This is a genomic window from Aeromonas dhakensis (assembly GCF_002285935.1).
In the GTDB taxonomy this organism is placed as follows: Bacteria; Pseudomonadota; Gammaproteobacteria; order Enterobacterales; family Aeromonadaceae; genus Aeromonas; species Aeromonas dhakensis.
On sequence record NZ_CP023141.1, the window covers coordinates 3,762,738 to 3,788,218 of the forward strand.

At 56.3% G+C, this 25,481-nt stretch carries 18 protein-coding genes and 1 pseudogene; 8 read left to right on the plus strand and 11 right to left on the minus strand.

What is annotated here, in order from left to right; all coding sequences use genetic code 11:
• Positions 1 to 63: 63 nt before the first annotated feature.
• The 5 genes and pseudogenes from mtnN to CK627_RS23095 all read left to right on the plus strand — a co-directional run bounded on the left by mtnN (position 64) and on the right by CK627_RS23095 (position 4,662).
• Positions 64 to 756: a 5'-methylthioadenosine/S-adenosylhomocysteine nucleosidase gene (gene mtnN / locus CK627_RS17475; protein ID WP_095592971.1), complete on the plus strand. Its 693-nt coding sequence runs from the start codon at positions 64 to 66 to the stop codon at positions 754 to 756.
• Entirely contained in the window at positions 753 to 1,703 is a 951-nt protein-coding gene (locus tag CK627_RS17480) for a cobalamin biosynthesis protein (RefSeq protein ID WP_167385377.1), read from the plus strand. The genes mtnN and CK627_RS17480 overlap by 4 nt, the downstream gene beginning before the upstream one ends.
• Positions 1,696 to 2,523, plus strand: a complete 828-nt coding sequence (locus CK627_RS17485) for a cobalamin-binding protein (protein ID WP_095592972.1) — start codon at positions 1,696 to 1,698, stop codon at positions 2,521 to 2,523. The genes CK627_RS17480 and CK627_RS17485 overlap by 8 nt, the downstream gene beginning before the upstream one ends.
• Before the next feature lie 249 nt (positions 2,524 to 2,772).
• On the plus strand, positions 2,773 to 3,477 hold the full coding sequence (locus CK627_RS23205) for a polysaccharide biosynthesis protein (RefSeq protein ID WP_367643837.1): 705 nt from the start codon (positions 2,773 to 2,775) through the stop codon (positions 3,475 to 3,477).
• A 70-nt stretch (positions 3,478 to 3,547) separates the two neighbouring features.
• Positions 3,548 to 4,662, plus strand: a pseudogene (locus tag CK627_RS23095) (DDE-type integrase/transposase/recombinase).
• A 109-nt stretch (positions 4,663 to 4,771) separates the two neighbouring features.
• Here CK627_RS23095 and CK627_RS17495 read toward each other — a convergent pair.
• From CK627_RS17495 to flaA, 7 genes are all read right to left on the minus strand, one after another.
• On the minus strand, positions 4,772 to 6,856 hold the full coding sequence (locus tag CK627_RS17495; protein WP_254425323.1) for a motility associated factor glycosyltransferase family protein: 2,085 nt from the start codon (positions 6,854 to 6,856) through the stop codon (positions 4,772 to 4,774).
• Positions 6,857 to 6,862: 6 nt separating this feature from the next.
• Positions 6,863 to 7,162, minus strand: a complete 300-nt coding sequence (locus CK627_RS17500; RefSeq protein WP_024946099.1) for a hypothetical protein — start codon at positions 7,160 to 7,162, stop codon at positions 6,863 to 6,865.
• Complete coding sequence (gene fliS, locus CK627_RS17505; protein WP_024942779.1) at positions 7,152 to 7,580, minus strand: flagellar export chaperone FliS; 429 nt, start codon at positions 7,578 to 7,580, stop codon at positions 7,152 to 7,154. The genes CK627_RS17500 and fliS overlap by 11 nt, the downstream gene beginning before the upstream one ends.
• Positions 7,581 to 7,605: 25 nt before the next feature.
• The gene (fliD, locus tag CK627_RS17510; RefSeq protein WP_024942780.1) at positions 7,606 to 9,015 is read right to left on the minus strand and encodes a flagellar filament capping protein FliD; all 1,410 of its coding nucleotides are present in this window, start codon (positions 9,013 to 9,015) and stop codon (positions 7,606 to 7,608) included.
• 27 nt (positions 9,016 to 9,042) lie between these two features.
• Positions 9,043 to 9,486, minus strand: coding sequence for a flagellar protein FlaG (locus CK627_RS17515; RefSeq protein ID WP_095592975.1), 444 nt, complete (start codon positions 9,484 to 9,486; stop codon positions 9,043 to 9,045).
• Positions 9,487 to 9,524: 38 nt separating this feature from the next.
• Complete coding sequence (gene flaB, locus CK627_RS17520) at positions 9,525 to 10,439, minus strand: flagellin B (RefSeq protein ID WP_024942782.1); 915 nt, start codon at positions 10,437 to 10,439, stop codon at positions 9,525 to 9,527.
• A 589-nt stretch (positions 10,440 to 11,028) separates the two neighbouring features.
• Complete coding sequence (gene flaA, locus CK627_RS17525; protein ID WP_024942783.1) at positions 11,029 to 11,946, minus strand: flagellin A; 918 nt, start codon at positions 11,944 to 11,946, stop codon at positions 11,029 to 11,031.
• Positions 11,947 to 12,361: 415 nt separating this feature from the next.
• On the opposite strand from flaA, the gene CK627_RS17530 reads away from it, so the two are divergent.
• Together CK627_RS17530 and CK627_RS17535 are read left to right on the plus strand one after the other, a co-directional pair.
• Entirely contained in the window at positions 12,362 to 12,994 is a 633-nt protein-coding gene (locus CK627_RS17530) for a trimeric intracellular cation channel family protein (protein WP_017779902.1), read from the plus strand.
• A 136-nt stretch (positions 12,995 to 13,130) separates the two neighbouring features.
• The gene (locus CK627_RS17535) at positions 13,131 to 13,487 is read left to right on the plus strand and encodes a hypothetical protein (protein ID WP_010634335.1); all 357 of its coding nucleotides are present in this window, start codon (positions 13,131 to 13,133) and stop codon (positions 13,485 to 13,487) included.
• Between the two features lie 73 nt (positions 13,488 to 13,560).
• Here the strand turns inward: CK627_RS17535 and thiI are convergent, their stop codons facing one another.
• The gene (gene thiI, locus CK627_RS17540) at positions 13,561 to 15,009 is read right to left on the minus strand and encodes a tRNA uracil 4-sulfurtransferase ThiI (RefSeq protein WP_005299656.1); all 1,449 of its coding nucleotides are present in this window, start codon (positions 15,007 to 15,009) and stop codon (positions 13,561 to 13,563) included.
• A 178-nt stretch (positions 15,010 to 15,187) separates the two neighbouring features.
• On the opposite strand from thiI, the gene CK627_RS17545 reads away from it, so the two are divergent.
• The gene (locus CK627_RS17545; protein ID WP_095592976.1) at positions 15,188 to 16,147 is read left to right on the plus strand and encodes a hypothetical protein; all 960 of its coding nucleotides are present in this window, start codon (positions 15,188 to 15,190) and stop codon (positions 16,145 to 16,147) included.
• A gap of 101 nt (positions 16,148 to 16,248) precedes the next feature.
• Here the strand turns inward: CK627_RS17545 and pbpC are convergent, their stop codons facing one another.
• From pbpC to CK627_RS17560, 3 genes are all read right to left on the minus strand, one after another.
• Complete coding sequence (pbpC, locus tag CK627_RS17550) at positions 16,249 to 18,648, minus strand: penicillin-binding protein 1C (RefSeq protein WP_095592977.1); 2,400 nt, start codon at positions 18,646 to 18,648, stop codon at positions 16,249 to 16,251.
• 10 nt (positions 18,649 to 18,658) lie between these two features.
• Positions 18,659 to 23,551 (minus strand): alpha-2-macroglobulin family protein, encoded by a 4,893-nt coding sequence (locus CK627_RS17555; RefSeq protein ID WP_437339680.1) that lies wholly within the window; start codon positions 23,549 to 23,551, stop codon positions 18,659 to 18,661.
• Between the two features lie 164 nt (positions 23,552 to 23,715).
• Positions 23,716 to 25,404, minus strand: a complete 1,689-nt coding sequence (locus CK627_RS17560) for an FAD-dependent oxidoreductase (RefSeq protein WP_095592979.1) — start codon at positions 25,402 to 25,404, stop codon at positions 23,716 to 23,718.
• Positions 25,405 to 25,481: the final 77 nt, after the last annotated feature.

Genomic DNA, 25,481 nt, shown 5'->3' on the forward strand with positions numbered 1-25,481 from the left:
CCAACTTTTGTTATGATCCACAACAACTTATTCGGCCAACTGGCCATCAAGACGAGGTGAGTGATGAAAGTAGGTATTATCGGCGCCATGGAACAGGAAGTGGCCCTGCTGCGCAGCCAGATGAGCAACCCGACCACCCTGCAACTGGGCGGCTGCGAGTTCTATCAGGGCACCCTGGCAGGCAGGGAGGTGATCCTGACCCGCTCCGGCATCGGTAAAGTCGCCGCCAGCGTCGCCACCAGCCTGCTGCTGGAAAAATTCTCCCCCGACTGCGTCATCAACACCGGCTCTGCCGGCGGCTTTGCCCAGGACCTGCACATCGGTGACGTGGTGATCGCCAGCGAGATGCGCTTCCACGATGTCGACGTGACCGCCTTTGGCTACGAGATGGGCCAGATGGCGCAGCAGCCTGCCGCCTTCCCCTGCGACGAGAAGCTCATCGCCGTCGCCCAGGCCTGCATTGCCGAACAAGGCAAGCATCAAACCAAGGTCGGCCTCATCTGCACCGGCGATCAGTTCATGTGCAAGCCCGACGCCATCGCCAAAGCCCGTGCCGACTTCCCGCAGATGCTGGCGGTCGAGATGGAAGGGGCCGCCATCGGCCAGGTGTGCCACATGTTCAAGGTGCCCTATCTGGTGGTGCGTGCCATGTCCGACATCGCCGGCAAGGAACAGGTTGAATCCTTCGATGCCTTCATCGAGGTGGCCGGCAAGCACTCTGCCGAAGTGATCATCAAGATGCTCGGCAAGCTGTGATCACACTCACCACACTGGAACAGATGGCCGCCACTCCGGCGGCCATTTTGCTCGGGGCCGCCCTGCTGGAGGCCATCGTACCCTGGCCGGCCCACTATCGGCTCTCCGCCGTCGTGCCCCTGCTGACCCGGCTGGGTCACAAGGTGTGTCGCCCCGATGGCGCCCCCGGTCAGCAATTGCAGGCCGGTCTGCTGGCCATGCTGATTGTCTGGCTGCCGTGCGCCGCCGGACTCTGGGCGGTGCGCAATCTCTCGCTCTCGGAGCCGCTGTTCGACCTGCTGTTTCTGCTGCTGATGCTGGAATCGCGCCCGTTGCGGGAACTGGCCCGTGCCACTCGCGCGCTGACAGACCAGGATACCTTGGTGGTGGCCCGGCTGCAGGCGGCCCCCTGGCTCAGACGCGATACCGGCAAGCTATCTCTGATGGGGCTTGCCAAGGCGGTCAGCGAAAGCTGCGCCCTGCGACTGATAGGACAATGGGCCGGCCCTCTGCTGGGGTTCGCCCTGGCGGGGGTGCAGGGGGCCCTGTTGTGGCGCCTCGCCCAGCTGATGAACCAGGGCTGGAGCCCGAAACTGCCAGCCTTTGCCCACTTTGGCCGGGCCGCCGCCGTGCTCTACCAGGCCCTGTGTACCCCTGCCATCTTGTTGCTGGCGCTGCCCTTGTGCCTGACCCAGCTGCGCAAGCTGGCCAGCCGGTTGCGTACAGCCATGCTCTGGCCCTACCCCGCCATGGGAATACTGCTGGCGCTGCTCTCCGGCTCGCTGGGCTGCAAGCTCGGTGGCCCCCGTTACTATCAGGGCAGCTTGTTCCGTTTTCCCGTGTTTGACGCCGCCGCCGAGCCGGAGGCCGGTACCGCCCTGCACCTGCTCAACCGCCTGCAACAAGCCGGTTGGGGCTGGCTGGCGCTGGCATTGCTGCTCACTGTGCTGGAGCACCTGCATGGCTAGATGGCTCACCCTGCTCTGCCTGTTGTGCATGTCGCCAGCCCTGCTGGCCGGGACGCCTGCACGCATCGTCAGCCTCACCCCCCACCTGACCGAACTGCTGTTTGCCATCGGCGCAGGGGATCGCATCGTGGCCACCGACGATGCCTCCGATTATCCGCCCGAGGTCAAGCGCCTGCCCCAGGTGGCCAACTACCGCAGTATCAATCTGGAAGCCCTGCTGGCCCAGAAACCCGACCTGATCGTCGCCTGGCGCTCCGCCCAGTCTCGCATGCTGGCCCCCATCGAGCAGCTGGGGATCCCGGTGTTCTATTCAGAACCGACCGACTTTGCCTCCCTCGCCACCGAGATGCGGGTCTTGGGAAAAACATTGAGGGTGGAACAAACCGCCAATGCCGAGGCCGATGCCTATCTCGCCCGCCTGGCTGCCCTTGGCCAGCGCTACGGCAAACCCAAGCATATCAAGGTGTTCTACCAGCTCTGGTATCCACCGCTCACCAGCGTCAGCGGCAATGCCTGGCCCGCCCAGGCCATCGAGTTGTGTGGCGGGGATAACCTGATGGCGGATGCCCGCACTCCTTATCCCCAGGTCAGCCTGGAGCAGGTGATCAAGGCCAATCCGGCGTTGATCCTGGCAGGGAGTCAAGACGCTGACGCCCTGCGCCACTGGCAACAGTGGCCCATGGTGGATGCCGTTCGCCACCAGCGTCTGCAACTCATCAACTCGGATGAGCTGCACCGTTTCACCCCAAGAGCACTCAATGCGGTGGAACAGATATGTCAAGCAATCCAGACCTGCATGCAAACTCGCGATTCTTCCTGATAGCTAACTCTGATTAGGACATAACGATTTGCCGGCTTGAGACCCCTATCATTCACACTGTTTTGTGAAAAACAGTCAACATTATTCCAAAATGCGGGTATTCTTCTTGTTGGAATATAATGAATCTACTGTTTGTATGACTAGATGCCACAATAAAATGTTACTATTCACAGGCAGTACCAGCTCGTTTGGACAAACATTGGTCAAAACAGCACAGAAACTTTATAAACATAAACGGAAATAACCATTATTCAATCTCGTGACGAACTGAAGTCGCTCGAAGTAACGCGGAATCCCAACAACTCCTCAATGTATTTTATTGGTGATCTAAGAGATAATAGCCGGCTCACCAAGTCAATGTGTTGCATCTATTATGTGGTCCATGCAGTAGCTTTGCAACAGGTTACAGCTGCTGAATACAACCCAGTAGAGTGCATCAAAACCAATGTTCATATTGCTGAAAACTCATCTAGGACGCAAACCCAATCCATTCCTACGGCGCCACTGCCGGCATCCAATAAATCCTTCATGACAGCAAACTATATTACAATTATACATTATAATCCTACCAGTTTTGTCATAACCCACTATGGCGATATGGTCAGTTATAGTTGTTCTATCGCCCCATTATTTCAAAGAAGATGGGCTAGTGCGAAGATACTTTACCCACCATCAATTAGAAAAATGACCCGCGCCTATATCACCTTGCATCAAGGGATATACTTCATGTTGAATAATTCTGATCGCATGAAGGTGGAAGAATTTTTGTTCCAAAATTGCCATTGGTCCGTATCTCGGATCTTACCAGTGCTACGGCGCCAAACCTGTCACATAAGATCATCGATATTCATTCCGAGGAAAATTTCACCAAATAATGTTCCCAAATGGGGGCCATTATTACGCGTTCGAGTTCGACGACTTCTTCGTAATTGGTCCGACCATCAACTTCAATAATTGTAACAATGTGGACTGTCCCCACCCTAGTAGACGATCCAGCCCTAGAGTTTTAGCATAAGAGGGGCGTATGGGCACTCCACGATTTACACCTGAATTTTAAATAAAAAGCCGTGCGTTAGATAACTGCTCTTGGTTATTCAATGAGTAGAAATCTATGACTTGCTGGAGATTTCTGCACACAGTTTTTATAAATGGCTGAGGGCCATCAAACCGGATAATAGTGAGTAGCATGCTCGAGACTTACTGGAAGAAAAGAGTGAGGTCCTGAGGCTATGGGTACAGTTAAAATGCACCAAAGAAAAGTGGAATATACTGAAAAGGTCGCTCAGAAATTTACAAGAGAGCCCGACTGAAGTATCGTTTTATTAGCGAGCACGCTCTGTATGGGGTGTCATGACAATGTGTCTGGTAATAAATGTCGCTTGGGCTTATTTTTATACATAGCAGCACCATTCGATGCTATTCACGTGTTCAAAACAACCTGCCCCCAGAAACACTCATTCGTGACCCACACACTTTAGGCCGCCGTGTATGGCTATCGCTAGATTGATGGCAACCTGAATGAGTACGGCAAAACCTGTGGTAAAAACGGGTGGGATAGCTTATGCAAATAAATCAGATCACAACGGTTTTCGGCTATAAATCGCCACGTAGGGTATCCCGTAGATCTTCCACCGCTGCACCTAATTGTATACAGCGATAAGTTATTTTTATATGGGTAAATCAGGTTTGGTTACCAATACCACCTATATCCGCACTTGATTTGGCTGGCTGTATCTGGCTATAGTTATAGATATTTTCACTTGTAAAATGGTGGTCTGGTGGATAAAACAGATCCTTTCACGCGAGTTCGCGTTGGGTGCACAGCTGATGGCCGAATGACAGCGTAAACCAGACAGCAAGGTCATCGTGCACTCTGGGGCCAGAGTAACTAATATGATAGTGACGACTAGCAGCCTTTCTGCCAGGCCAACAACCTAGCACCAATTATGAGCCGACGTGACAGCTGGACAATGCGGTAGCTGAATCGATCTTCAGTTTGCAGAAAAAAGATCGCATTAGAAATGCCGCTACCGTACTGATAATATCTTAGATTACATTGAAATTTTCTTAACGGGGTTCTAAGGTACAACCACGTTAGTTGCTGTCAGCCGGGAGGCCTTTGAACAGGTCTCGTCGTGAGGATAGGATGTATCTACCGTTGTGAGGTAAACCCATCCTTATTCAGTACTATACTATTCTGAACAGCAACTTAGGTATCAAACCAGCAGATTATATGTCGTTAGAACTGTCAGTCATGCTTAAAAACATTCAAGCCTGTAAAATAATTATCATCGACATTTTCAAAAGCATTACAATATAGGTCGCAAGCCTCAACAAAAAAAGAATCTAATATTTTTAACGCCTGCTCAACCTTCTCCTTAAATAGGCTATCCTCAACCTCAATGATAATTAGCATTAGTGTAATCATATTGGCATAAAAATAATTCAATGAACCAATTAGCACTCTGTATATGTGTCTTTCTCTGGTACGCCCAATATAATACAAATAATCATGGTGTTTTTGCATCAATGATAATATATCATTGAAATCTCTAGATACATCATTCCAGTCCTTTCTGAACATATCCATCAAATCAATAAATAATGGTTTATTTAGTAGGATGTCAAAATCTAGATTGCTGGCATCAAACTTGATAAACCCACAATCAAAAATATTATCAACTATCTTCTTTTTATCTATTTTTCTTGAATGAAGGTTAAGCATTTCCGCATGAAGAGGAATTGCTCCATCAATATATATCCCATCGCTACAATTCATACACATAGTATTTTTAAATTCACTAATGAGTTGGGACATTCTGTATGCTGAAAGAGAAAACAACCTATTGGTATAGGCTACACCGCCAAAATTTGCAGGGGATAAAAATGCATCTTCTACATGTGATTTAATTTTACTTTCTTTTTTATCATTATAGTATAGACTTAATAGCGAGTGATGGGTTTCTATATTTTTATAGCCATTGTCAATACCAAACAAGTATACATTTTTAAACCCTAACAACAAGGCATAATTTAAACCTGAATTACCAACAAAAGGATTGGAATAATCTAGAGTATCATATTTCTGTTCTGATAAAGCCGATAAGTATGTATAAATAGGCTCATCTGCTTTAAAAGCTAAGCCTGTTTTTCTAAAAAACTTCTTACAATCTGGATGAATGACATCAACACTTAAGAAAGCCATCTCACGCAAGTAGTTTCGTGCATTCATTATGTCTAGAAAGTCAGCTGAACTTTTGGTTCTTTCAACTGCAACATATATATCAGCCTGAATTCCTTCTTTATAAAGTGCACTAACTGCAGAACCACATGCAATAATAATTACTTGATCTGATAGATTTTTAATAAAATTTATGTTTTTATCTAAAGAAGGTCCATTCCCAACAACAAAAGCTGGTATATCTTTCAAAAAAGACATATCTCTTTCTTTTTTTAAGAAAAAATCTTCATTTAATAGATGGATACGACTGTGAGCCAATGAATATATATTGTCATCGAAGAACCCCCACCCACTCCTGAGTAAGTGAAACTCCTTCTCAACCCTAGCAACCAATTTGTTTATTTTATCTGAATTGTAATGTGCGAACGAAAAATATGCTGATGACCAAAATGCGCCTTTACTACTCAGGGCATTAATCATATCTCCTACAAGGAGGTTCTCATCAACACCTAGGAATATATGCAAACTTATTGATTCCCTACTCATGAAATCAAGAAGAGCACTCCAGTCAAAACAAAAAAGAGAAGCATAAAATATATCTAAGTCAGGCTCAAAAGCAAAAAGATTTTTTATCTTAAACTTTTCATACAAATATCCAAGCTGATAACCAAGGCCTATACCATACATGACTACCATTGGTATATCAAAGCCAACAAACTTATTTAAAGTCATATCACAGCGTGTTATATCTGGTTTCAAATCAGCAATGGCATTGTTATATTTAATATGTATACGACCACCAACGAACCAGTCCTTTACAAAATTAACGCATTGTAACTTATTGTGTTGAAATATATATTTAACTTGTTCCTCAGCATCTTTAAATGGCTCATTACCATAGAGAGCCTTATTTTCTGATAACCAGAGAACATTTGGCTCTCCATTTTCAGTACAAAAAAATCGAAATGCACGTTCGGGTACATAATCTTTGAAAAAATTATATATATCTGGCATGTATTTTTCTAATGCCATCATATTCAGTTCATAACGAACTGGTAGTACATCGAGCATAGCAGCTTCCTGCTCTTTCTGGCGCTCGAGACGGGTTAACTCACTTTCTATTTCATTAATTTTTTTATTAAAATCCATCATAGATCACTAACCTAGATTCAGCTTGTAAAGATCAGATGCTCGACCTGCTTTTGAAATTTTCAACAAAGCAGCTTCAGTCTGGTTCTTAGTATTTTCTACTTGTTTATAGATAGATTGAAATTCTAACAATGCTTGCTGCTGCTCTATGTCAATCACAAGTTCTAATTTAGCATTCTGAAAAAAATCATTAAACATTTCTAGGTAACGATCAATTAACAACTCAGCTGCATTAACTTCCCCATTTTCCAATAAGGTCAGCAACTCTCGACCTACTGTCATTAATTCAGGGAAACGGTTATAGCTCATTTTGTCTACCAATATGTTGTTGAGCTAAAGCCTTTTCACGCATCTCGACAGGTATAGCATCCCAACCGCTTTTAATGGTCAGCATCAGGTTCATCACCTCGTCGATGGCGGCCATGTCCATGTCGCGACTGGCATCCATCATCCGTACCTTCATATAGTCATACAGAGCAAAAAGATCCTCTGGAACTTTACCATAAGAAAGATCCAGAGAGTCCTGTAAACCGTTGATGATGGCCATGGTCTTGGAGATGGACTGGGACTTGGCCTCGAAATCACGACGTTCGATGGCACCACGGGCCTGGGCAAGACGCTCGAGGCAACCCTGCATCAACAGCTGGATCACCCGGTAGGGATCCGCCACCGCCAGCTCGGACTGCAGATTCTGGGTGGTGTAAGCCTTGATATTTTTCCGATACATAAGAGGCACGGCTCCTGACTACGTATTAATTCGTTTTGGTATTGAGCAGATTCAGATAAGAGGCCGACTTGTTCATCTTAGCCAGCATACTGTCCAGGCTGCCATAACGGGCCCGCAAGGTCTCCTGATACTTGGTCAGCTGGGCGGTAATATCCGACTCCTTGCGGCTTACTTCGCGCAGATCGGTATTGAGCGAATCTTCCCGTTTGGCCAACAGGCCACCGGTCTTGGAGTAGGTTTCCAGCTGGCTGGCCAGCTTGCCTGCAACCCCATCCTTGCCGCCAAACACAGCAACCACCTGATCAAAGTTCTTGTCGATGGCCTCGCTGAACTTGGTATCGTCGATAGACAATACCCCCTTGTTATCCATCTTGATACCCATCTGGAAAATCGTTGAATAGGTTGAGGATTTTTGTGAGGGCTCGTTGATAGCACCGCCCATCATGTTGATCACTGCGCGTGTTGTCGCATCACCAGCCAGCGCTCCACCATCATTTTGGTTTTTTCCAGCCACGATAGAGCTACGTTTGCCCAACTCATTACTCTTCTTCACCAGCGCGTTGTAACCATCGACAAAGCTTTTGACCATATCTTTGATACCGGCCTTGTCAGTGCTAATGTCAACCTTGTTCGAGCTGTAGGTCTTGACCGGATTGCCACCTACATCGGTAGAGGTCGTGCTATCCGACTCTCTGAGCACGGTCAGTTTGAGCCCGACTATGGTGCCATCAAAGGTATTGGTCGCACTCGTCAGGGCGTTGCCATCTACCTTGATCTTGGCATCCTGAGCGCTCTGGCTTTGGGTCAACTTGGACACCAGGTTGTCGGTCAACTCGGTGGTGCTGCCGGTGATCTGCAGATCCTTGCCGTCGCCGCTGACCCCGGAGTCGATCATCAGCTTGGATTTACCATCTGAGGTATTCATGATGTTGACGCTCAGACCGAAGTTGTCTGCGTCATTGTTGATGCGCTTTCGGATGGATTGCAACGAATCGCCAGCTTTGACGTCGACATCGAACATTTTATCGCCAGCCTTGAACGTCAGTTTCCCGTCCTGGGTGATGAGGGGGGTCGTCGACGAGTCGAAGGTACCGTCAAATTTACTGGACTTCGCCAATTGTTCGACACTGATGTCATATTGACCGTTGGAGGCCCCCGCCTTGCTCTCCACCTTGAGCACGGGTTTGTCCTTGTCCTGGGTAATGTTGATGGATCGCTTGTTGAACGCATCATCCTTCGCCATGGCCTGCAGAGTGGTCACGAACGAGGCGATGGCAGACTTCAGCTGCCCCACACCAGAGAGAGTGATTTGAGTGTTGGTCTTCTTGGTGGTGATGGGCTGCATCAGTTGTGCCTTTTTGGCATCGACACTGGCAGCAATCACTGACTCCAAATCGAGTCCGGAGCCGGCACCGGCAGACGTAATGGTGGGCATACTCTCTCTCCTCTTAATTTTTTCGTATCAGATCTCGTTATCGAGCAGCAGCCCGACCCGCGAACCGCCGCCGGATACATCACCCTCACGCAGATCCTTGATCCGCTTGCTGATGGCCAGCAGCTCCTCACTCGGGATCTGCCGGATCATTGACTTGGTCTCGGCGTCCATCACCTTGATGACCACCTGATCCAGATCATTCTCAACACTGAAATTGACAGTCCAACCTTGCAACTTGCTGAACTCCTGCAAGTTTTGGACCTCATTTTCAATATCGGCATTGGATACACCCTGTTTGGCGATTTTTTCACCACCCAGAGCATCCTGCTGTCTTTTCACATCCTGTTGTGCCGTCACCCGCTGCTCTTCCGTCGTGCCAGATAGCACTTGAGCGGCCGATTGGCCGCTCTTGCTACTTGACTGAAGAGAAGAAGGAGTGACCGATGACGGGATCCCAATTTCATTGGCCATATCGTCGCTCCTTTTACTTTCTCATCACTGCTTTTCTGTTAGCCCAGCAGGGACAGAGCAGATTGCGGTCTTTGGTTGGCTTGCGCCAGGATGCTGGACGCTGCCTGTTGCAGAATGTTCTGCTTGGTCAGATTGGCTGTCTCGGTCGCAAAGTCTGCGTCACGGATACGAGAACGTGCAGCGCTCAGGTTCTCGGACACATTGGACTGGTTGCGAATGGTCGAATCAAACCTATTCTGAATCGCACCAAGCTCTGCCCTCTTTGAGTCCACAGCTTTAATCATGTAATCCAAGTTAGCCATTGATTTCTGTGCATTTAAGGCGCTTGTTATAGATTTAATATCAGTAAAAGACACATTGCCCGTAGTGGCTTTTGTCACTTTAAAAGCATCATTAGTCGTTGTGTCAGCAACCACTGTTGCTTTGCCTGTTGTCCCACCAGCGATGCCACTTAGAGTAAACGCAAATTTATCTAATCGAAATGAAATGGTTTGACCAGCATCAGCACCAACTTGAAACGTGCCTTTATATTTACCATCAAGTAAATTTTGACCGCCAAAAGTTGTATCTTTGGAGATACGATTTATCTCTGTATTTAATTGCTTATATTCAGCTTGTAATGCTACTCGATCATCCGAGTTGTTGGAGCTGTTGGCCGATTGTTGTGATAACGTACGCATACGTTGCAACATGTTGGTAATCTCATCCATTGCACCCTCTGCCGTTTGCGCAACAGAGATACCATCATTCGCGTTACGGTTACCCTGATCTAACCCGTTGACTTGTGAAGTCAAGCGGTTAGAGATCTGCAAACCAGCAGCATCGTCCTTGGCTGTATTGATACGCAGACCGGAAGCCAGTCTGGTATAGGACGTATCCAGGGACTTGTTGGTGTTCATCAAGTTACGCTGGGCGTTCAGTGATGAAGTATTCGTGTTGATATACATGGCCATAAAATATTCTCCCGAAGAACATGCGACTGCGGGTTGCGCCGCCAAAGCGGCGTCCCACCGTTAGAAGAACAGGTTGAACGAGCCTGATTCTTCTGGCGGGTGTCTGTTTGAACGAACAGGCCACCCGCAGTAGTGCAAACGTTGGATTCCGAACACCCCTCGATTGCTTCATCTTAGTTAGCGGCAACATTCACATAAGCTTTAGGAAAATTGTTGCCTAAAGCGGCAAGTTTTATCCGGCAAGCGGCAAGATGGTGGCAAGCCGTCCCCAGTGCTCGGGAGTGCGCCCTAACGCTGGTGCGAAGGAGATGAAATCAGAATGTTGGCACAGTTTGTGCTTTCTATGGTGGAGTGGCGTCAATTTGACGGCACAATAAAAAGAGGCCGGTAAACCGGCCTAAAACGAGCATACGCTCAGGAGAATATGACCAAGCGTGACAGAACTGAACAACTGGACAACACTTGGCATTGCATAATACATAAGTAGTAGAGAAGCATTTCTCTCACGATAGAACAGAGTGCGACCCGAACACCCCTTTGTTCCATCTCTTGACCAGGGCGGCCTGAACAACCGCCCTGTTTTCTTTTGTTAGCCTTGTAGTAAGGAAAGTGCAGACTGCGGCCGCTGGTTCGCCTGAGACAGTATGGTCGAGGCTGCCTGCTGCAAAATGTTCTGCTTGGTCAAGTTGGCAGTTTCAGTGGCAAAGTCAGCATCACGGATACGTGAGCGCGCAGCGCTGACATTCTCAGACACGTTAGCCTGATTACGAATGGTAGAATCAAAACGATTTTGTACTGCGCCCAAGTCAGCCCTTTTACTATCAACTGCTTTAATCATAAAGTCTAGGTTAGCCATTGATTTTTGTGCATTTAATGAGCTGGTAATTGACTTGATATCACTAAAATTTACATTCCCTGTAGTTGATTTAGTTACCTTGAAAGCATCACTAGTGGTCGTATCAGCAACTACTGTTGCTTTACCTGTAGTACCACCAGCAATTCCACTTAGCGAGAATGCGAATTTGTCTAGTCTAAAAGAAATAGTTTGCCCAGCATCCGCACCGACTTGAAAAGTGCCCTTGTACTTACCATCGAGTAAATTTTGACCACCAAACGTTGTGTCTTTTGCAATACGGTTAATTTCTGTATTCAGTTGTTTATACTCAGCCTGTAATGCCACTCGGTCATCCGAATTGTTGGAGCCATTGGCGGATTGCTGGGACAGGGTACGCATTCGTTGCAGCATAGAGGTGATTTCCTCCATGGCGCCTTCGGCGGTCTGGGCGACGGAGATACCGTCGTTGGCGTTGCGGTTGCCCTGATCCAGACCATTGATCTGGGAGGTCAAACGGTTGGAAATCTGCAGACCGGCGGCATCGTCTTTGGCGCTGTTGATGCGCAGACCGGATGCCAGACGGGTGTAGGATGTATCCAGAGATTTGTTGGTGTTCATCAGGTTACGCTGAGCGTTAAGCGATGAAACGTTCGTATTGATATAAAGACCCATGACTATTCTCCTAAGCTATTAAATTTACTATTTAATTTGCTCGAACTTTATTGTCTTTCCTGTTCGATGCTTCTTATTTAACGGCCTCTTTTTCGATGTCTTTAGCATTATTTTCAACGCTTCATCGCATTAACGCCGCTTACCCTATATATCGGCATGTTCCGGCTGAACTTGAGGAAAAAAGTACCCTGTTTTGCTCACTGGGTTCATCGGGCTTGCGACAACGGGCCGGGCGCAGGGCTACATCCACCTCCCCTGCAACATGACGCTGCTCAGATGCATCGCGCTGGCTGGCGCCAGCGCGGCCGAGAAAAACTTGGTCTGGCTCCCACTTCTTGCAGGCAGCCATTGGTCAGACGCCGCAATCCCCCCTAAAATCGCGGCCCCATCAACAATTGGACGTGAGTTGTTCTCCATGCAGACACTGGTTGAGCAGATTGTTTACATCAGCGACATGTTTGGTACTGCGGTATTCGCGTTTTCGGGCGTACTGGTGGCGGGCCGTCTCAGGATGGACGGTTTTGGCGTCATGGTGTTGGCGGCGGTCACCGCCATCGGCGGCGGCACCATCCGCGACATGATCCTGGGGGCCACCCCGGTCTTCTGGGTACGGGACCCCCTCTACATCTGGGTGGTGATCGCCACGGCACTGATCGGCATGTGGATGGTCAAGCTGCCCCGTCGCATGCCCTGGTACGTGTTGCCGGTCGCCGACGCCTTCGGGCTGGCGCTCTTTACCGTGATCGGGGCACAAAAAGCCCTCAACTTTGGTACATCGGGGCTGATCGCCGTATTGATGGGCACCATGACAGGGGTGGCTGGCGGCATGATCAGGGACGTGCTGGCCCGGGAGGTGCCCATGGTGCTGCAAAAGGAGATCTATGCCACCGCCTGCATCCTGGGGGGCATCCTCTATACCCTGGCGCTGGAGATAGACGTGGATCGGGTGACCGCCATGCTCATCTGCATGACGGCGGTGTTTGGTTTACGGGTGGCCGCCATCTACTGGCATCTGTCACTGCCTACCTTCTCGCTGCAGCGCAATTGACCTCACAACCGGCGTCAGGTCGCACTCCCGGCCCGGTTGCGTTGAACCAAGCAGGCTTTTCTGTTGTCATAGGATGCAGTGTTGTAAGCCGGAATCCCTCATGCAAAAACTTGGACTCATCGCATCACTGTTACTGATGAATGTGGCAACGGCGCAGGCTGAAGCCCAGGTACTGTTTGGTCGGCTCGCGTCCACCCCGGTGCAGCAGTTCAACCAGCAGATCCGTCAGGCAAGCACCGCCCAGCAGAGCTGGGTCAATGACTATCGTGAAGTGGCCCTGCGTTTCGTCGGCCACAGCGACATACCCAGTCGCATCCAGGCGCAGCAGCTGGACAACGATCTGGTACTTTCGGTCGCCCTCGATGGCACCAAGAGCGACATGATCTACATCCTGACCCTGTTTCGCAGCAACAACCTGTGGCAGATGCGCCAGGCGGAAATGGGATGGCGCTGCCAGGGGCAGTCCACCTTTACCCCGGTCCCCTGCCCTTGAGCCTCAACCTGCAAGTGAAATAAAAAAATCCGGCACATTGGCCGGATTTTTTTATGCACGCTTGAACGTCACCTTACGGACGGTACACCTTGACGTTGGCAAAGCCCTTCTCTTTCAGGTAGAGCGCCTGCAGCTTGCTCATCACGCCGCGATCGCAGTAGAGCAGGTAGGTCTTCTCTTTCGGCAGATCGCCAAAGGCGGTGGCCAGCTTGAAGAAGGGAATATGCATGACCTCACGCCCTTCCACCAGCAACGGCTTCTCGTCGTGCTCATCCATGGAGCGGATATCGAGGATCACCTCGTTGTCGCCGCTCTCGGCGGTGGTCTCCACTTCCTGCACCTCGGCGGCGGTCTCTTCACCGATGCGACGAATGTCGAGGTAACGGGCCTCGGCCACCACCTTGTCCAGAATGGCGAAGTCGAAGTTGCCCTCTTCCTCTTCAATGCGGGCCAGATCGGCCTTCACGGTCGGCTTCTTGGAGATGACGCCGCAGTACTCCGGCATGGTCTCGGCGAACTCCAGGGTACCGATGCGGCGCGCTTCGCTGATGATGTCCGGCTTGTCCCAGGTGATGAGCGGGCGCAGGATCACCTTGTCGGTCACCCGGTCGATGACATTCAGGTTGGTGAGGGTCTGGCTGGAGACCTGACCCACGCACTCGCCGGTCACCAGCGCCGGGATCTGGAACTCGTCGGCCACCTTGGCGGCGGCGCGCATCATCATCCGCTTGAGCACCACGCCCATCTGGCCGTTGTCGATCTTCTCGAGGATCTCGGCCACCACCGGCTCGAAGTCCACCGCGGTGAAACGCACCCGGTGGGATGAGCCGAAACGGTTCCACAGGTGATAGGCCACCTGCTTGACGCCGATCTCGTGAGCGGCCCCACCCAGATTGAAGAAGCAGTAGTGCACCCGGCAGCCGCGCTTGATGAACTGGAAGGAGGCCACGCCCGAGTCAAAACCGCCGGAGATGAGGCTCAGCACATCTTCCTGGGTGGCGATGGGCATGCCACTCAGCCCCTGGTGGATGGCGCTGACGATGAACAGCTCTTCGCCGTCGATCTCGAGGTTGATCTTCACATCCGGGTTCTTGAGGCGCACGCCGTTGCTCACGCAGTGCTGGTTCAGGCCACCGCCCACGTAGCGCTCCACTTCGAGGGAGGAGAACTCGTGCTTGCCGTGGCGCTTGGCGCGCACGCAGAAGGTCTTGCCCTCGAGCTGGTCACCCCACACGGCTTTCACCTGCTCGAAGATGTCGTGCAGGTCGGTAAACTTGCTGGCTTGCACCTCGAGGAAGGCCTGAATGCCGGGAATGCAGGCCAGGGCTTCGATGGCCTGTTCACGGAATTGGTCATTGCGGGAGCTCACGATCAGCTTGTCCCAATCCATCCGCACCCGGGCATCGTCGTCGAAGCGGCGCAGGACATTGCGGATATTGCCCTGCAGGATCTTGATAAAGCGCTGGCGAACCGACTTGCTCTTGATGGTGATTTCCGGGAACAGCTTGATAATGAACTTCATGGTAATGACTCGGGTGACCTTGATTTAAGGGCGCGAATTATATCAGAACTTTGTGGCCAGCGCCTACTGGATGAGCGTTTGCTCACATTCCCCCACGCAATGTTTGCCGCAGCGAGGCAATCTTGCGTATATTCCCGAACCTGCGCCCTGGCAACATTCCTGACCACAGACCCATTCGATGAAGACCTACATCTACTACCCCGGCATGGAAGTGCGCGACGAGCTGTGGCTCAAGTTTGCCCTGCTCTATCTGGAGCGGCTCGCCTTCGTCTTCACCGTCAGTGAGAAGAGCGGCCTCACCGCCCTGCTGCAAACCCTCGAGCAGGAGACGGATCTGCTGGCAGAGCGGCCGGATGCCGCCTTCTTTGCCGCCATCACCCCCCAGATAGAGAGTCAGATTGCCGGCCTTGTCGCCCCCGACTTCGTGCGTCACAAGGTGTTTGGCAACAAGGAGCTGATCGGGCGCTGGCGCACGCCGGCCAACCACGACTGTTTCTGCCCGGCCCAGGCGGGGCTGGAGCGGCTGCACGGCTTTTGCCTGGCCCACGGTTTTGCCAGCCGGGAGGAGGGCGGGTTCAGGATGGCGCGCCGCTTTGCCAACCTGCTCTCCATGCGGCTCGCCCGCGAGTGGGCGCTCGCCAATGAGGGGGCCCTCATCACCGATCACGACTATCTGGACCGGCTGCTCCACCTGCTCGAATCGCGCTATCACAACCGCGGTGGCCAGGATTGCTTCCATCTGGAGATCCCGCTGCAAGTGCCCACTCACTTGGCCGACATCCCGTTTGCAGAGCTGATCGCCCTGCGCAGTCGCAGCGGCTTTCGCCAGCAGCTGGCCGAGTTTAATCAGGCGCTCGATGCCCTGCTCGCCATGCTGGGCAGCGGCTACGCCGAGCCAGCTGTACTGACCCGCTTCGAGCAGGCGCAGCAGGGGCTCAACCAGCTGCTGGGGCCGCAGACCCAGAGCCTGCCGCTCACTACGCTCGTCAGTACCGGCCTGCCCGCCATGGCGATGATCCATCGCCTCAAGGCGAGCCATCCGGACAGCAAGCTGGTGTTTCACTCCATCAAGAAGAGCCACTTCCACCAGCGCAAGAGTCAGCACTTCTTCACCCGGTTGGGTCAGGTCAAGCCCTGACTCCGCGGCGCCCTATGGGGAAATCGACAATCCGCTGACGGCATCGGAGCCATCCCCCGATGTCGTCAATATTCTGACACACCAAAGAGAGGCGCCTCCCCTCAGGAGGGATTCTCCAGCCGAAACTCGATGCGATCGCTGTTGCCCGCCTCATCCACCACCACCAGCTGGTAGCGACCCGCCTCACTCAGCACCTGATCCCCGTCCCAACGCAGCCGCTGGCCGTTGAGAAACCAGGCCGGCTTGCCGACACCGCCCAGCACTTTGGGCTGCAGCCGATAGCGCTGGCTGCGAACAAGGTTACCCTCCCCCAGCGCCAAGATGCGAATGGGGGCCTGCAGCTCGGCGCTCTGCCCCTCCCCCTTGCAACCACTCGCCAGCAGCGCCTGGCGCCGCTCGCCAGGCACCCGCCACGGCTCCAGCGACAATGGCCAGAGCGCCCGAAAACCGGATTGCGCCGCATCCTGACAGCGGCTCAGAGTGGGTTTTCCCTGAACGGTCAACGCAACCTGGCGCAGCGGCGAAGGCCAATCCATGGGATCCGGCAAGGTGGGGGGATCGCGCCCTTCCAGCAGCCAGGCGCTCTGGCGCTGCAGACAGGCCTCAGGCAGGGTCGCGCTCGCCTTGCGCCCCAGCGGCCAGCAAACTTCGGCCTCGCTCACCGTGTTGGGTTGTGCCGGCAGGGGACTGTTGTCAGCCAGCCGCGAGTAGACCGAGAGCAGCAGCGGCACCGCCGCGCTCTGGCCGTAAAAGCCGGGCATAGGGGTACCATCCGGGCGCCCCAACCAGACGCCTATGGTCCAGCGACCGGAGACCCCCATCGCCCAGCTGTCACGATAGCCATAGCTGGTGCCGGTCTTCCAGGCCAGTCGGTTGACCCGGCCAGTCGCCTCGCTGGCAAAGGGCTGGTCCGCCCGCCCCTGCGCGCTCAATATTTGCCAGATGATCCAGGCCGCTCCAGGGCTCAGCAAGGGGCGTGACACCGCCTGCTGCCCCGCCAGCCAAACCGGCATTGCCACCTGTCCCTGCCGGGTCAGTGCGCTGTAGAGGGCCACCAGTTGCTCGAGCCGAATGCCCGCCGCCCCGAGCGCAATGGCCGGATTGGGCTTGTCAGAGAGCGCCAGCCGCACCCCAGCGTTGTCGAGGCGGCTGACCAGCTTGTCCGGCCCCAGCGCCTCCAGCACCTGCACCGCCGGCACGTTGAGGGATTGCTGCAGCGCCTGGGCCAGCGTTACCGGCCCCTGAAAGGCGCCGGAAAAATTGGCGGGGCGATAGTCAGATCCCAGCCTTGGCGCATCGGAGAGCAGGGAGGCCGAGTGCACCAGCCCCTCGTCCATGGCCAGGCCGTAGATAAAGGGTTTCAGCGTAGAGCCGGGAGAGCGGATCGCCTGCACCATGTCGAGGTAACCGTGGCGGCGCAAATTGCCATACTCGGCGCTGCCCACATAGGCACGCACCGCCATGGTTTTGTTATCTACCAACAGCAACGCCGCAGAGGTCTGCTCGGGGAAGCGGCGGATATAGCTCGCCACCCGTCCCTCCAGCCAGCGCTGCAGATCGCCATCGATGGTGGTATGCACCAGCGCCCCGGCCTGATTGTCGGCGGCAAGGCGGGCAAACAGCGGCGCCTCCATCGGCGTGAAGTGACCGCGAGCCAGCACCGGCTCGATACGTCCCTCCAGCCACACCTGTTCGGGCCAGACACCCTGCGCTACCAGTCGCTGCATCACCTTGTCACGGGCGGTGCGGGCCCGCTCGGGATGCCGGTCCGGCCGGTTGCGGCTGGGAGCCTGCGGCAACACCGCCAACAGCGCCGCCTCGGCATGGGTCAGCCTGGCGGCGCTCTTGCCGAGATAGGCAAAACTTGCCGCCTGCACCCCCTCCAGATTGCCGCCAAACGGCGCCCGGTTGAGGTAGACGGTGAGCAGGGTGCGCTTGTCGTAGTGCCACTCCAGTTGCAGCGCTCGGACCATCTGGCGCAACTTGCCGGGCACACTCCTGTGGTAGGGCTCGATAAGGCGGGCCACCTGCATGGTGAGGGTCGAGCCGCCCGACACGGCCCGCCCGTAACGCAGCCACTGCCAGACCCCGCGCACCATGGCCACCGGATTGACCCCGGGATGATGCCAGAAGTAGCGATCCTCGTAGCCCAGCAGCGCCTCGATATAGCGGGGGGAGACCTGCTCCAGGGTCACGGGGTAGCGCCACACCCCGCTGGTGTCGGCAAAGGCGCGCAGCGGTCGCCCCTTCATGTCGAGCACCACCCGTGCGTAGGCAGGGTCGAGCGGTGGCGGCGGGAAAATGCGATCCAGCGCCAGCAATGACAGGAGCAGTGCTACAACTCCCAGCACCGAAAAGCGCAGCCAGCGCGGCAGACAGCCCAGCCAGTGACGGCAAACGCGGCCACCGTGACACAGTCGCAGCCAGCCGCGCCGCCAGAAAGTGAGCGGGCGAACCCGCTCAAGGGAGGGGTCGTTGCCCAGAGAGCGTCTGCGACCCATCAAGCGCCAGCTACTCAGAAATCGTTACCTCATGGATATCCTCACCCACGGCCCTGAGCTCGGGGCGGTACATATCCTCCACCTGGGTCGGCGGCACCTGATAGCGACCCGGCGTCACCGCCCGCATCAGGTAGACCAGCTGCTGGTTGCTCCCCTCGCTCAGATCCAGCGCTGCCGTGTAGCGGTCATCGCGAAACTCCTGATGCTTGAGATAGTCGTTCCACTCGCTCTGCCACGCCGGTTTCCCCTCGATGGAGAGCTCTTCCAGCTTGATGCTGTTGCCAAGGGCCGGGTTCTCCAGCTCGAAGCCAGCGGGCACCATCTCCACCAGCAGGGCATCGGGCACCGCCGATTCACTGCTGACGTTGAGCCGCACCACCACCAGATCGCCGACCTTCACCTTGGTCGGGTCAAAACGCTGACCGTCGCTGTTGAACCAGCTGCGTGTCACGCTTATCCCCTGACTCAACCTGGTAGGAGCCTGTTCGGGGTAACCGACCAGAGTGCGCTGCACATAGAGGGATCCCTTGCCCTCATTGGTGACGGTACTCGCCGCCAGCGCCTCGGGGGCACCCTGCTGCTGCGGAGCCGAACCGCTCAGGGATCCACTGCCAAGAGAGGAAGTCACCTTGGCCTGCCAGTCGACGGCCGGATCGAAACGGGCGAGTCGCAGCAGGGCGAGCCGCTCCTGAGTGCTGAGCCACTGACGGTGAGCCAGGGTATCGGCCACCTTGGCGCTGAGATCAGGCCAGCGCTCCGCAGCCAGCTTGTGCTGGCGCAGCAGGGAGAGCTCAAGGGCTTCATCACGCAGCGGTGAGCCGTAATCCCCCAGATAGTCGTCACCACGCTCGGTCGCCAATGCTCGACTGAGGGCCTTGGCGGCGTTCTGCTCATCCCCCATGGCCGAGAGGGCCAGGGAGAGGTGGAGCAGCGGCAAACCGGAGCGGGCGTGATCGGCCTGCTGCTCCCAGACAAGGCGCAGGGTAGCGAGCGGCGCCTTGCCTACTCGGGCCAGCACATAGGCACTGTAAGCCTGATAGGCCAGCCGGCTGTGCTCGGGGGAGCTGCTCCAGCGCTCGCCGTACTGGCTGTCGGTGAGATAGCTTTGCAGCCGGTTCAGCGCCTGATTGAGCATCGCCTCCGGCACTGCGTCGCCCGCTTCCTTGCGCGCCAGCAGGTAGTCGGCGGCATAGGCGGTGAGCCACTGCTCCTCGTCGGAGCGGCCATCCCACAGGCCAAAGCCGCCGCTTGGCAGTTGCAACCGCTGCAGCCGCTGCAGCAGAGCGCGTTGCACATCCGCCTCGCTCGCTGCTTGCTTGCCCTCTGAGGGTTTGCTCCAGGTGGCCCGCTCATCCGCCGTGGTCAGCAAGTAAGGCCAGGCCCGCGACAAGGTCTGCTCCAGACAGGCGTAGGGGTAGTCGGCCAGCGCCTGCCACTGGGCAGCCGGATCCCAGGGCGGAGTGCCGGAGAGGCTGAGCAGCCCCTGCAGGTTAGCGCGATCCAGCCCAGCCAGCTCAGCTGGCGCAAAACTCATCTGCTGACCGGGAGCCAGCATCTGGTAGCGCTGGCGAGTCTCGGCCGGCCAGGGGGAGCGTAGCGGCAGATACCAGTCGCGACTTATCGCAAAACCCTTGCCGCTGGCCGCCAACTGCAGGCTTGCCACGCCGCTTGCCCCGGTCACGGTGAGCGGCAGGGTCAGCCACTGCTCCTCGCCGTTTTTGAGGGACAGCATGCTAGGCAGCTCGCCGTTTGTCTTGAGCCCGCCATTGAGGGTCCAGGCCAGGGAGAGGGTCTGATCCTCGCCGCTCATGTTGCGCAGCTGTACCAGCGCCCGGGTCTCATCCCCTCTGGCGCCAAAGCGCGGCCAGCCGATCTCGGCCACCAAGGGCGCTACTACCCTGACGGCGCGCTCGGCCTCGCCGACCTGCTGTTCGTTCCAGGCCAGCGCCATCAGCGCCAGCTCGCCATTGAAGTTGGGCAGATCGAGCGGGATCACCGCCTTACCCTGCTCGTCAAAACTCACCTCGCCGCTCCACAGTGCGGCGATCTCGACCCTGCTCTCCAGCGCGCCGCCCTTTTTCAGCGGCGCCCTATCACCCCCGTAGTTGAGGCGGGCCAGCTTGCCATCCTGCGGCGGGATCACCTGGCCGTAGTTGTCGAACAAATCCTGGGCGAAGCGCTTGCGGCCAAAGAAGATCTCGAACGGGTCGAGGGGTTGATAATCGCTGATATTGAGCACACCCCGATCCACCGCCGCCAGCACCACCCGCCCCTGACTGTTGGGGGTGGAGGTGGCTGTCACCTCCAGTCGGGTAAGCGGCACCGCTTTATCCGGCGCACTCAGGGTGAGCGGCAGACGGCGCGCTTCCCGATCCAGGGTGAGCGGCACCAGGCCGACCGAGCGCAGGCTCTGCCCCTGCTGCTTGCCGACCGGTTTGGAGGCACTGTCTGGCGCGGCGATCTGGGCCGAGATATGCAGGTCATGGCGCTGCCACTCGGGGCTGACCGGGATCTCGAACTCGCCGCGGGCATCCTTGGCATCGCCACCCTCCCCCTTGAGCTCGATGCGCTGCCACCAGCGCAGGCCGTCGCCATCTTCCACCAACAAGAGCCCCTTGCCGGGGCGCGGCGCCACCAACGTCACTTTGGCCTTGTCACCCGCCTGGTAGGCGCGCTTGTCGAGGGTGATGGCAATCTTGTCGGGCCGCGCCTGCTCGCCACCGCCGCCCCAGGCGTAACTGCCGATCTCCACCCGCAGGCTCGATTGATGGCCCTGACTGTTCTCCACCTCCAACCGATACCAGCCCGCCGCCAGTGGCAGCGTGAGCGGGGTCGGCCCCTTGCCATCCAGCTGCAGGGTCTGCTCCTGCTCCAGATAAGGCTGGCTGTTGAACTCGTATTTCCACCCCTCCCCATCGGCGTAGTGCCAGTAGTAGTCGCGGTACTCGTTGATGAGGCGCACCTTCACCGCCCCCGCCACCGGTTGACCTTGCTCATCGAGGTTGAGGATCTGGAAGGGGAGCGGCTTGCCCCCTTCCACCCGATCCGCCACAAAATCAGCCTTGAGCGCCGGCCACTGGCTGCCCGCGGGCCAACCATACTGGGTACGGCTGCGGTTGACGGCGCGACCACCAGGCTCAGACAAGGAAACCCGATAAGCCACCTCCAGCGGCCCGAGGGCGCGCACCCCATCGAGTTCATCAGCAAGCGAAAAAGTCCCCTGCCCCTGCACATCGAGGGTGATGTTGAGGGGCTCCAGATCCTTGGCCTGCTCGGCGAGCAGCACGTCACCCAGAGTAAACTCCTGCCACTGGGTAAAGGGCATGGTGGCGCGGCTGATTTTTACCTCCGCCTTGGCCTTGGTGGCACTGGCTGGCGCGCCGTAGAGATAGTCCCCCTGCAGCGGCAGCGTCAGGGCAGCGTCCAGATCCGTGACGTCCCCATCCGGCCCCTTGCCAAGCTGCAGTTTCAGCCGTTCCGGCAAAAACTCCTCCACCAGGAAAGGCCACTCGAAGCGGCTGCCGGCAGAGGTCTTGAGGTTGATGGTCCAGCGCCCGAGCGGGGCATCATCCGGCAGGCGCAGGCCGTAGTGGGCCGCGCCCAAATTGTCCGGCAGCAGCCGCTTTTGTTCGAGCAGCTGGCCGTCCGGCTGTTTCACCTCCAGCTCCACCGCCATCCCCGGCAGCAGCTGGCCATCCTGCCCTTTTAGCAGGATCTCGCTGTCGAGCCGTTCGCCGGGGCGATAGAGATCGCGCCCGCTGAACAGATAGAGCTGCTGGGCCTGCCAGGGTTGGGTGCCGAGATCGAAGGTGGAGAGATCGAGCGCCGCCCCATCGAGGCGCAGCACCGCCAGATGGTTGCCCTGCTCGGCCAGCAGCAGACGCGCCCCCTGCACCTGATCGAAGCGGCGATGGCCCTGTGGATCGGTGGTTTGCACCTGCAGCCGGTTGCCCTTCTGATCGAGCAGAGAGAGTTGCACATCCTTGAGCGGGTCGGCGCTGGCCAACGAGCTCACGAACACCTCCAGCTGATCGCGATAACGGCGGGCACTGAGCCCCATGTCACTCACCGCGAAATAGGTGGTCTCCTTGCGCCAGTCGTAGTTGCCAAGAGGCGACATCACCGCAAAGTAGACGCCAGCCTCAGCCAGCTGCGGCTCCTTCACATTGATGAGGCGGGTCTCGCGCCGGTTGGCATCGAGTTCCAGGGCGTAGCGGCCGCTGAACACCCGCTTGGCCCGCTTGGTGATCTGCTCGAGCTCCCAGTTGCCCATGCCGGCACCGGGGCGATACTCGGCCAGGAAACGGGGCAGATACTCGGCATCGACCCGGAAGAAGTCGATATTGACCTCGTCCACGTTGACCGCGCTGATGGGCAGGCGCAGCTCGTCGCGCAGCGGCAATACCATGCCGCTGGCGGTAAACGAAGCCCCCGCCTCCAGCGGACGGGTCTTGAGGGTCCAGCGCTGGGGGGATGGGCCCAGCCCCGCCTTGAGGCTCACCTCGTAACTTTTATCGGGCTGGACGTTCGGGAAATAGAGGGTGCGGCCATCGTCGGCCAGGATCCACTCCCCCTGCAGCTGCTTGCCTCCTTCATTGACCGATAGCCAGCTCTGCCAATTGGCCTTGGGCGCCAATTGGCCGGAGAAGACCAGCGCCAGCGCCGGGGCATCGCGGTATTGGCGGGCATTCGCCTGCACTACGGCGCTTGGTGTGCCCGCTTCCTGCTGCGTGGCAGCCGCTTGCGTGGTCGGCTCATTGGCGACAGGCTTGTCGGGGCCGCAGCCGCTCAGCAGCAGCGCCGTGAGCCCCGCCAGCAGCAGGGCCGGCCAGCGGCATCCGGGGACGGCCACCTGTTGTGGTGAGGAACAAGAGAAGCGAGGGTGAGAGTCGACGCGGCGCATAAATGTCATCCCTGATTGGCTCGCTGCCAGTGCAGCGCAATAGCCAACAGGATAAGGGATCAGGCTCGCTTGACACAAAACTCATTGCGTTAAAACGCCGCCGGCCCCCGCCAGATGCAACAGCGCCGACCCTGGGGTCGGCGCTCGCTTGCGGCTGGGGCGGGTTACTCCATCACCGCCATCTGCCAGGTCTTGAAACCGCCGGAAAGGTTCTTGACCTTGAAGCCGTGCTGGCTCAGCAGACGACAGGCCACGTGGCCGCGCAAGCCCACCTGGCAGCTGATGAGCAGCTCTTTGTCCCTGGGCAGTTCATGAAGGCGGCTGCGCAGCTCATCCAGCGGAATGTGCATCGCCCCCGGAATGCGACCCAGCTTGTCGAGCTCGGGGCCATTTCGCACATCCAGCACCTGCTGATGGGGGTGACGGGCCTCAACCTCGGCGGCATGACAGAGCAGGGTATCCCCCTTCAAGTGGTTGCTGGCCACAAAGCCCGCCATGTTGATCACGTCCTTGGCCGAGCCGAAGGGCGGTGCATAGGTGAGCTCCAGATCCTGCAGGTCAAACACGGTGAGACCGGCGCGCTGGGCCACCGCCAGCACGTCGATGCGCTTGTCGACCCCGTCCTTGCCGATGGCCTGGGCGCCATAAATCTTGCCATCGGGGGCAAACAGCAGCTTGAGGCTGACCGGGTGGGCACCTGGGTAGTAACCGGCGTGGCTGCCCGGGTGGACATAGGCCTTCTCGAACGGCAACCCCAGCTGCAGCAGCCGCTTCTCGCTCAGGCCAGTGCTGGCCACCGCCAGATCGAACAACTTGCAGATGGCGGTACCCTGGGTCTTCTTGTAGGTTTCGGCGCGGCCCAGCATGTTGTCGGCGGCGATACGCCCCTGCCGGTTGGCAGGCCCCGCCAGCGGGATCAGCACCGACTCGCCGGTGACGAAGTCGGTCTCCTCCACCGCATCCCCCACCGCATAGATGAAGGGATCCGAGGTGCGCATGGCGGCATCCACCTTGATGCCGCCGCGGGGCCCCAGCTCCAGCCCCGCCTTGGCGGCGAGCAGGGTCTCGGGCTTGACGCCGATGGCCAGGATCAGCAGGCCGGTATCGAGCCGGGAGCCATCGCTCAGGGTCAGTCGCAGCCCGCCCCGTTGTTCAGTGGCCACGGCAGCGGTTTTTTCCGCTAGCACATCCAGACTCTCGATGGCGGAGAGGCCGGTGCGCAGGCGCAGGTCTATCCCCTCCTCCCGGATGCGGGCATGGAGCATGTTGGCCATCTCCTTATCCACCGGTGCCATCACCTGATCGGAGAGCTCCAGCAAAGTGACGTCCAGCTTGCGCTGGTGCAGCGCCTCCATCATCTCCAGCCCGATGAAACCGCCCCCCACCACGGTGACGTGGCGCGGCTGATCGTGCGCCAGCGCCGCCAGAATGCGATCCATGTCGGGAATATTGCGCAGGGTGTGCACACCCGGGCTGTCGATGCCGGGGAAGGGAGGCCGGATGGGGGCCGCGCCCGGGCTCAGCAACAACACGTCGTAGGCTTCGCGCCGCTCTTCACCGGTCAGCAGGTTGCGCACCAGCAGGCTCTTGCCGGCCTTGTCTATCTCGATGACGTCGTGAAAGACCCGCACATCCACGTTGAAGCGGCGTTTGAAGCTTTGGGGGGTCTGCAACAGCAGGGCATCCCGGTTGGGGATGTCACCACCGATGTGATAAGGCAGCCCGCAGTTGGCGAAGCTGACGAACTCGCCCCGCTCGAACATCACAATTTCCGCCTCTTCGCTCAGACGGCGGGCTCTGGCGGCGGCAGACGCGCCCCCCGCTACCCCGCCTACAATCAGGATCCGTTTCATCAGCAAGACTCCAGTCAACGACAAATTGACATTAAATTAGTATTTTCTAATTTAGATTTCAATGAAATTTTGTTTGC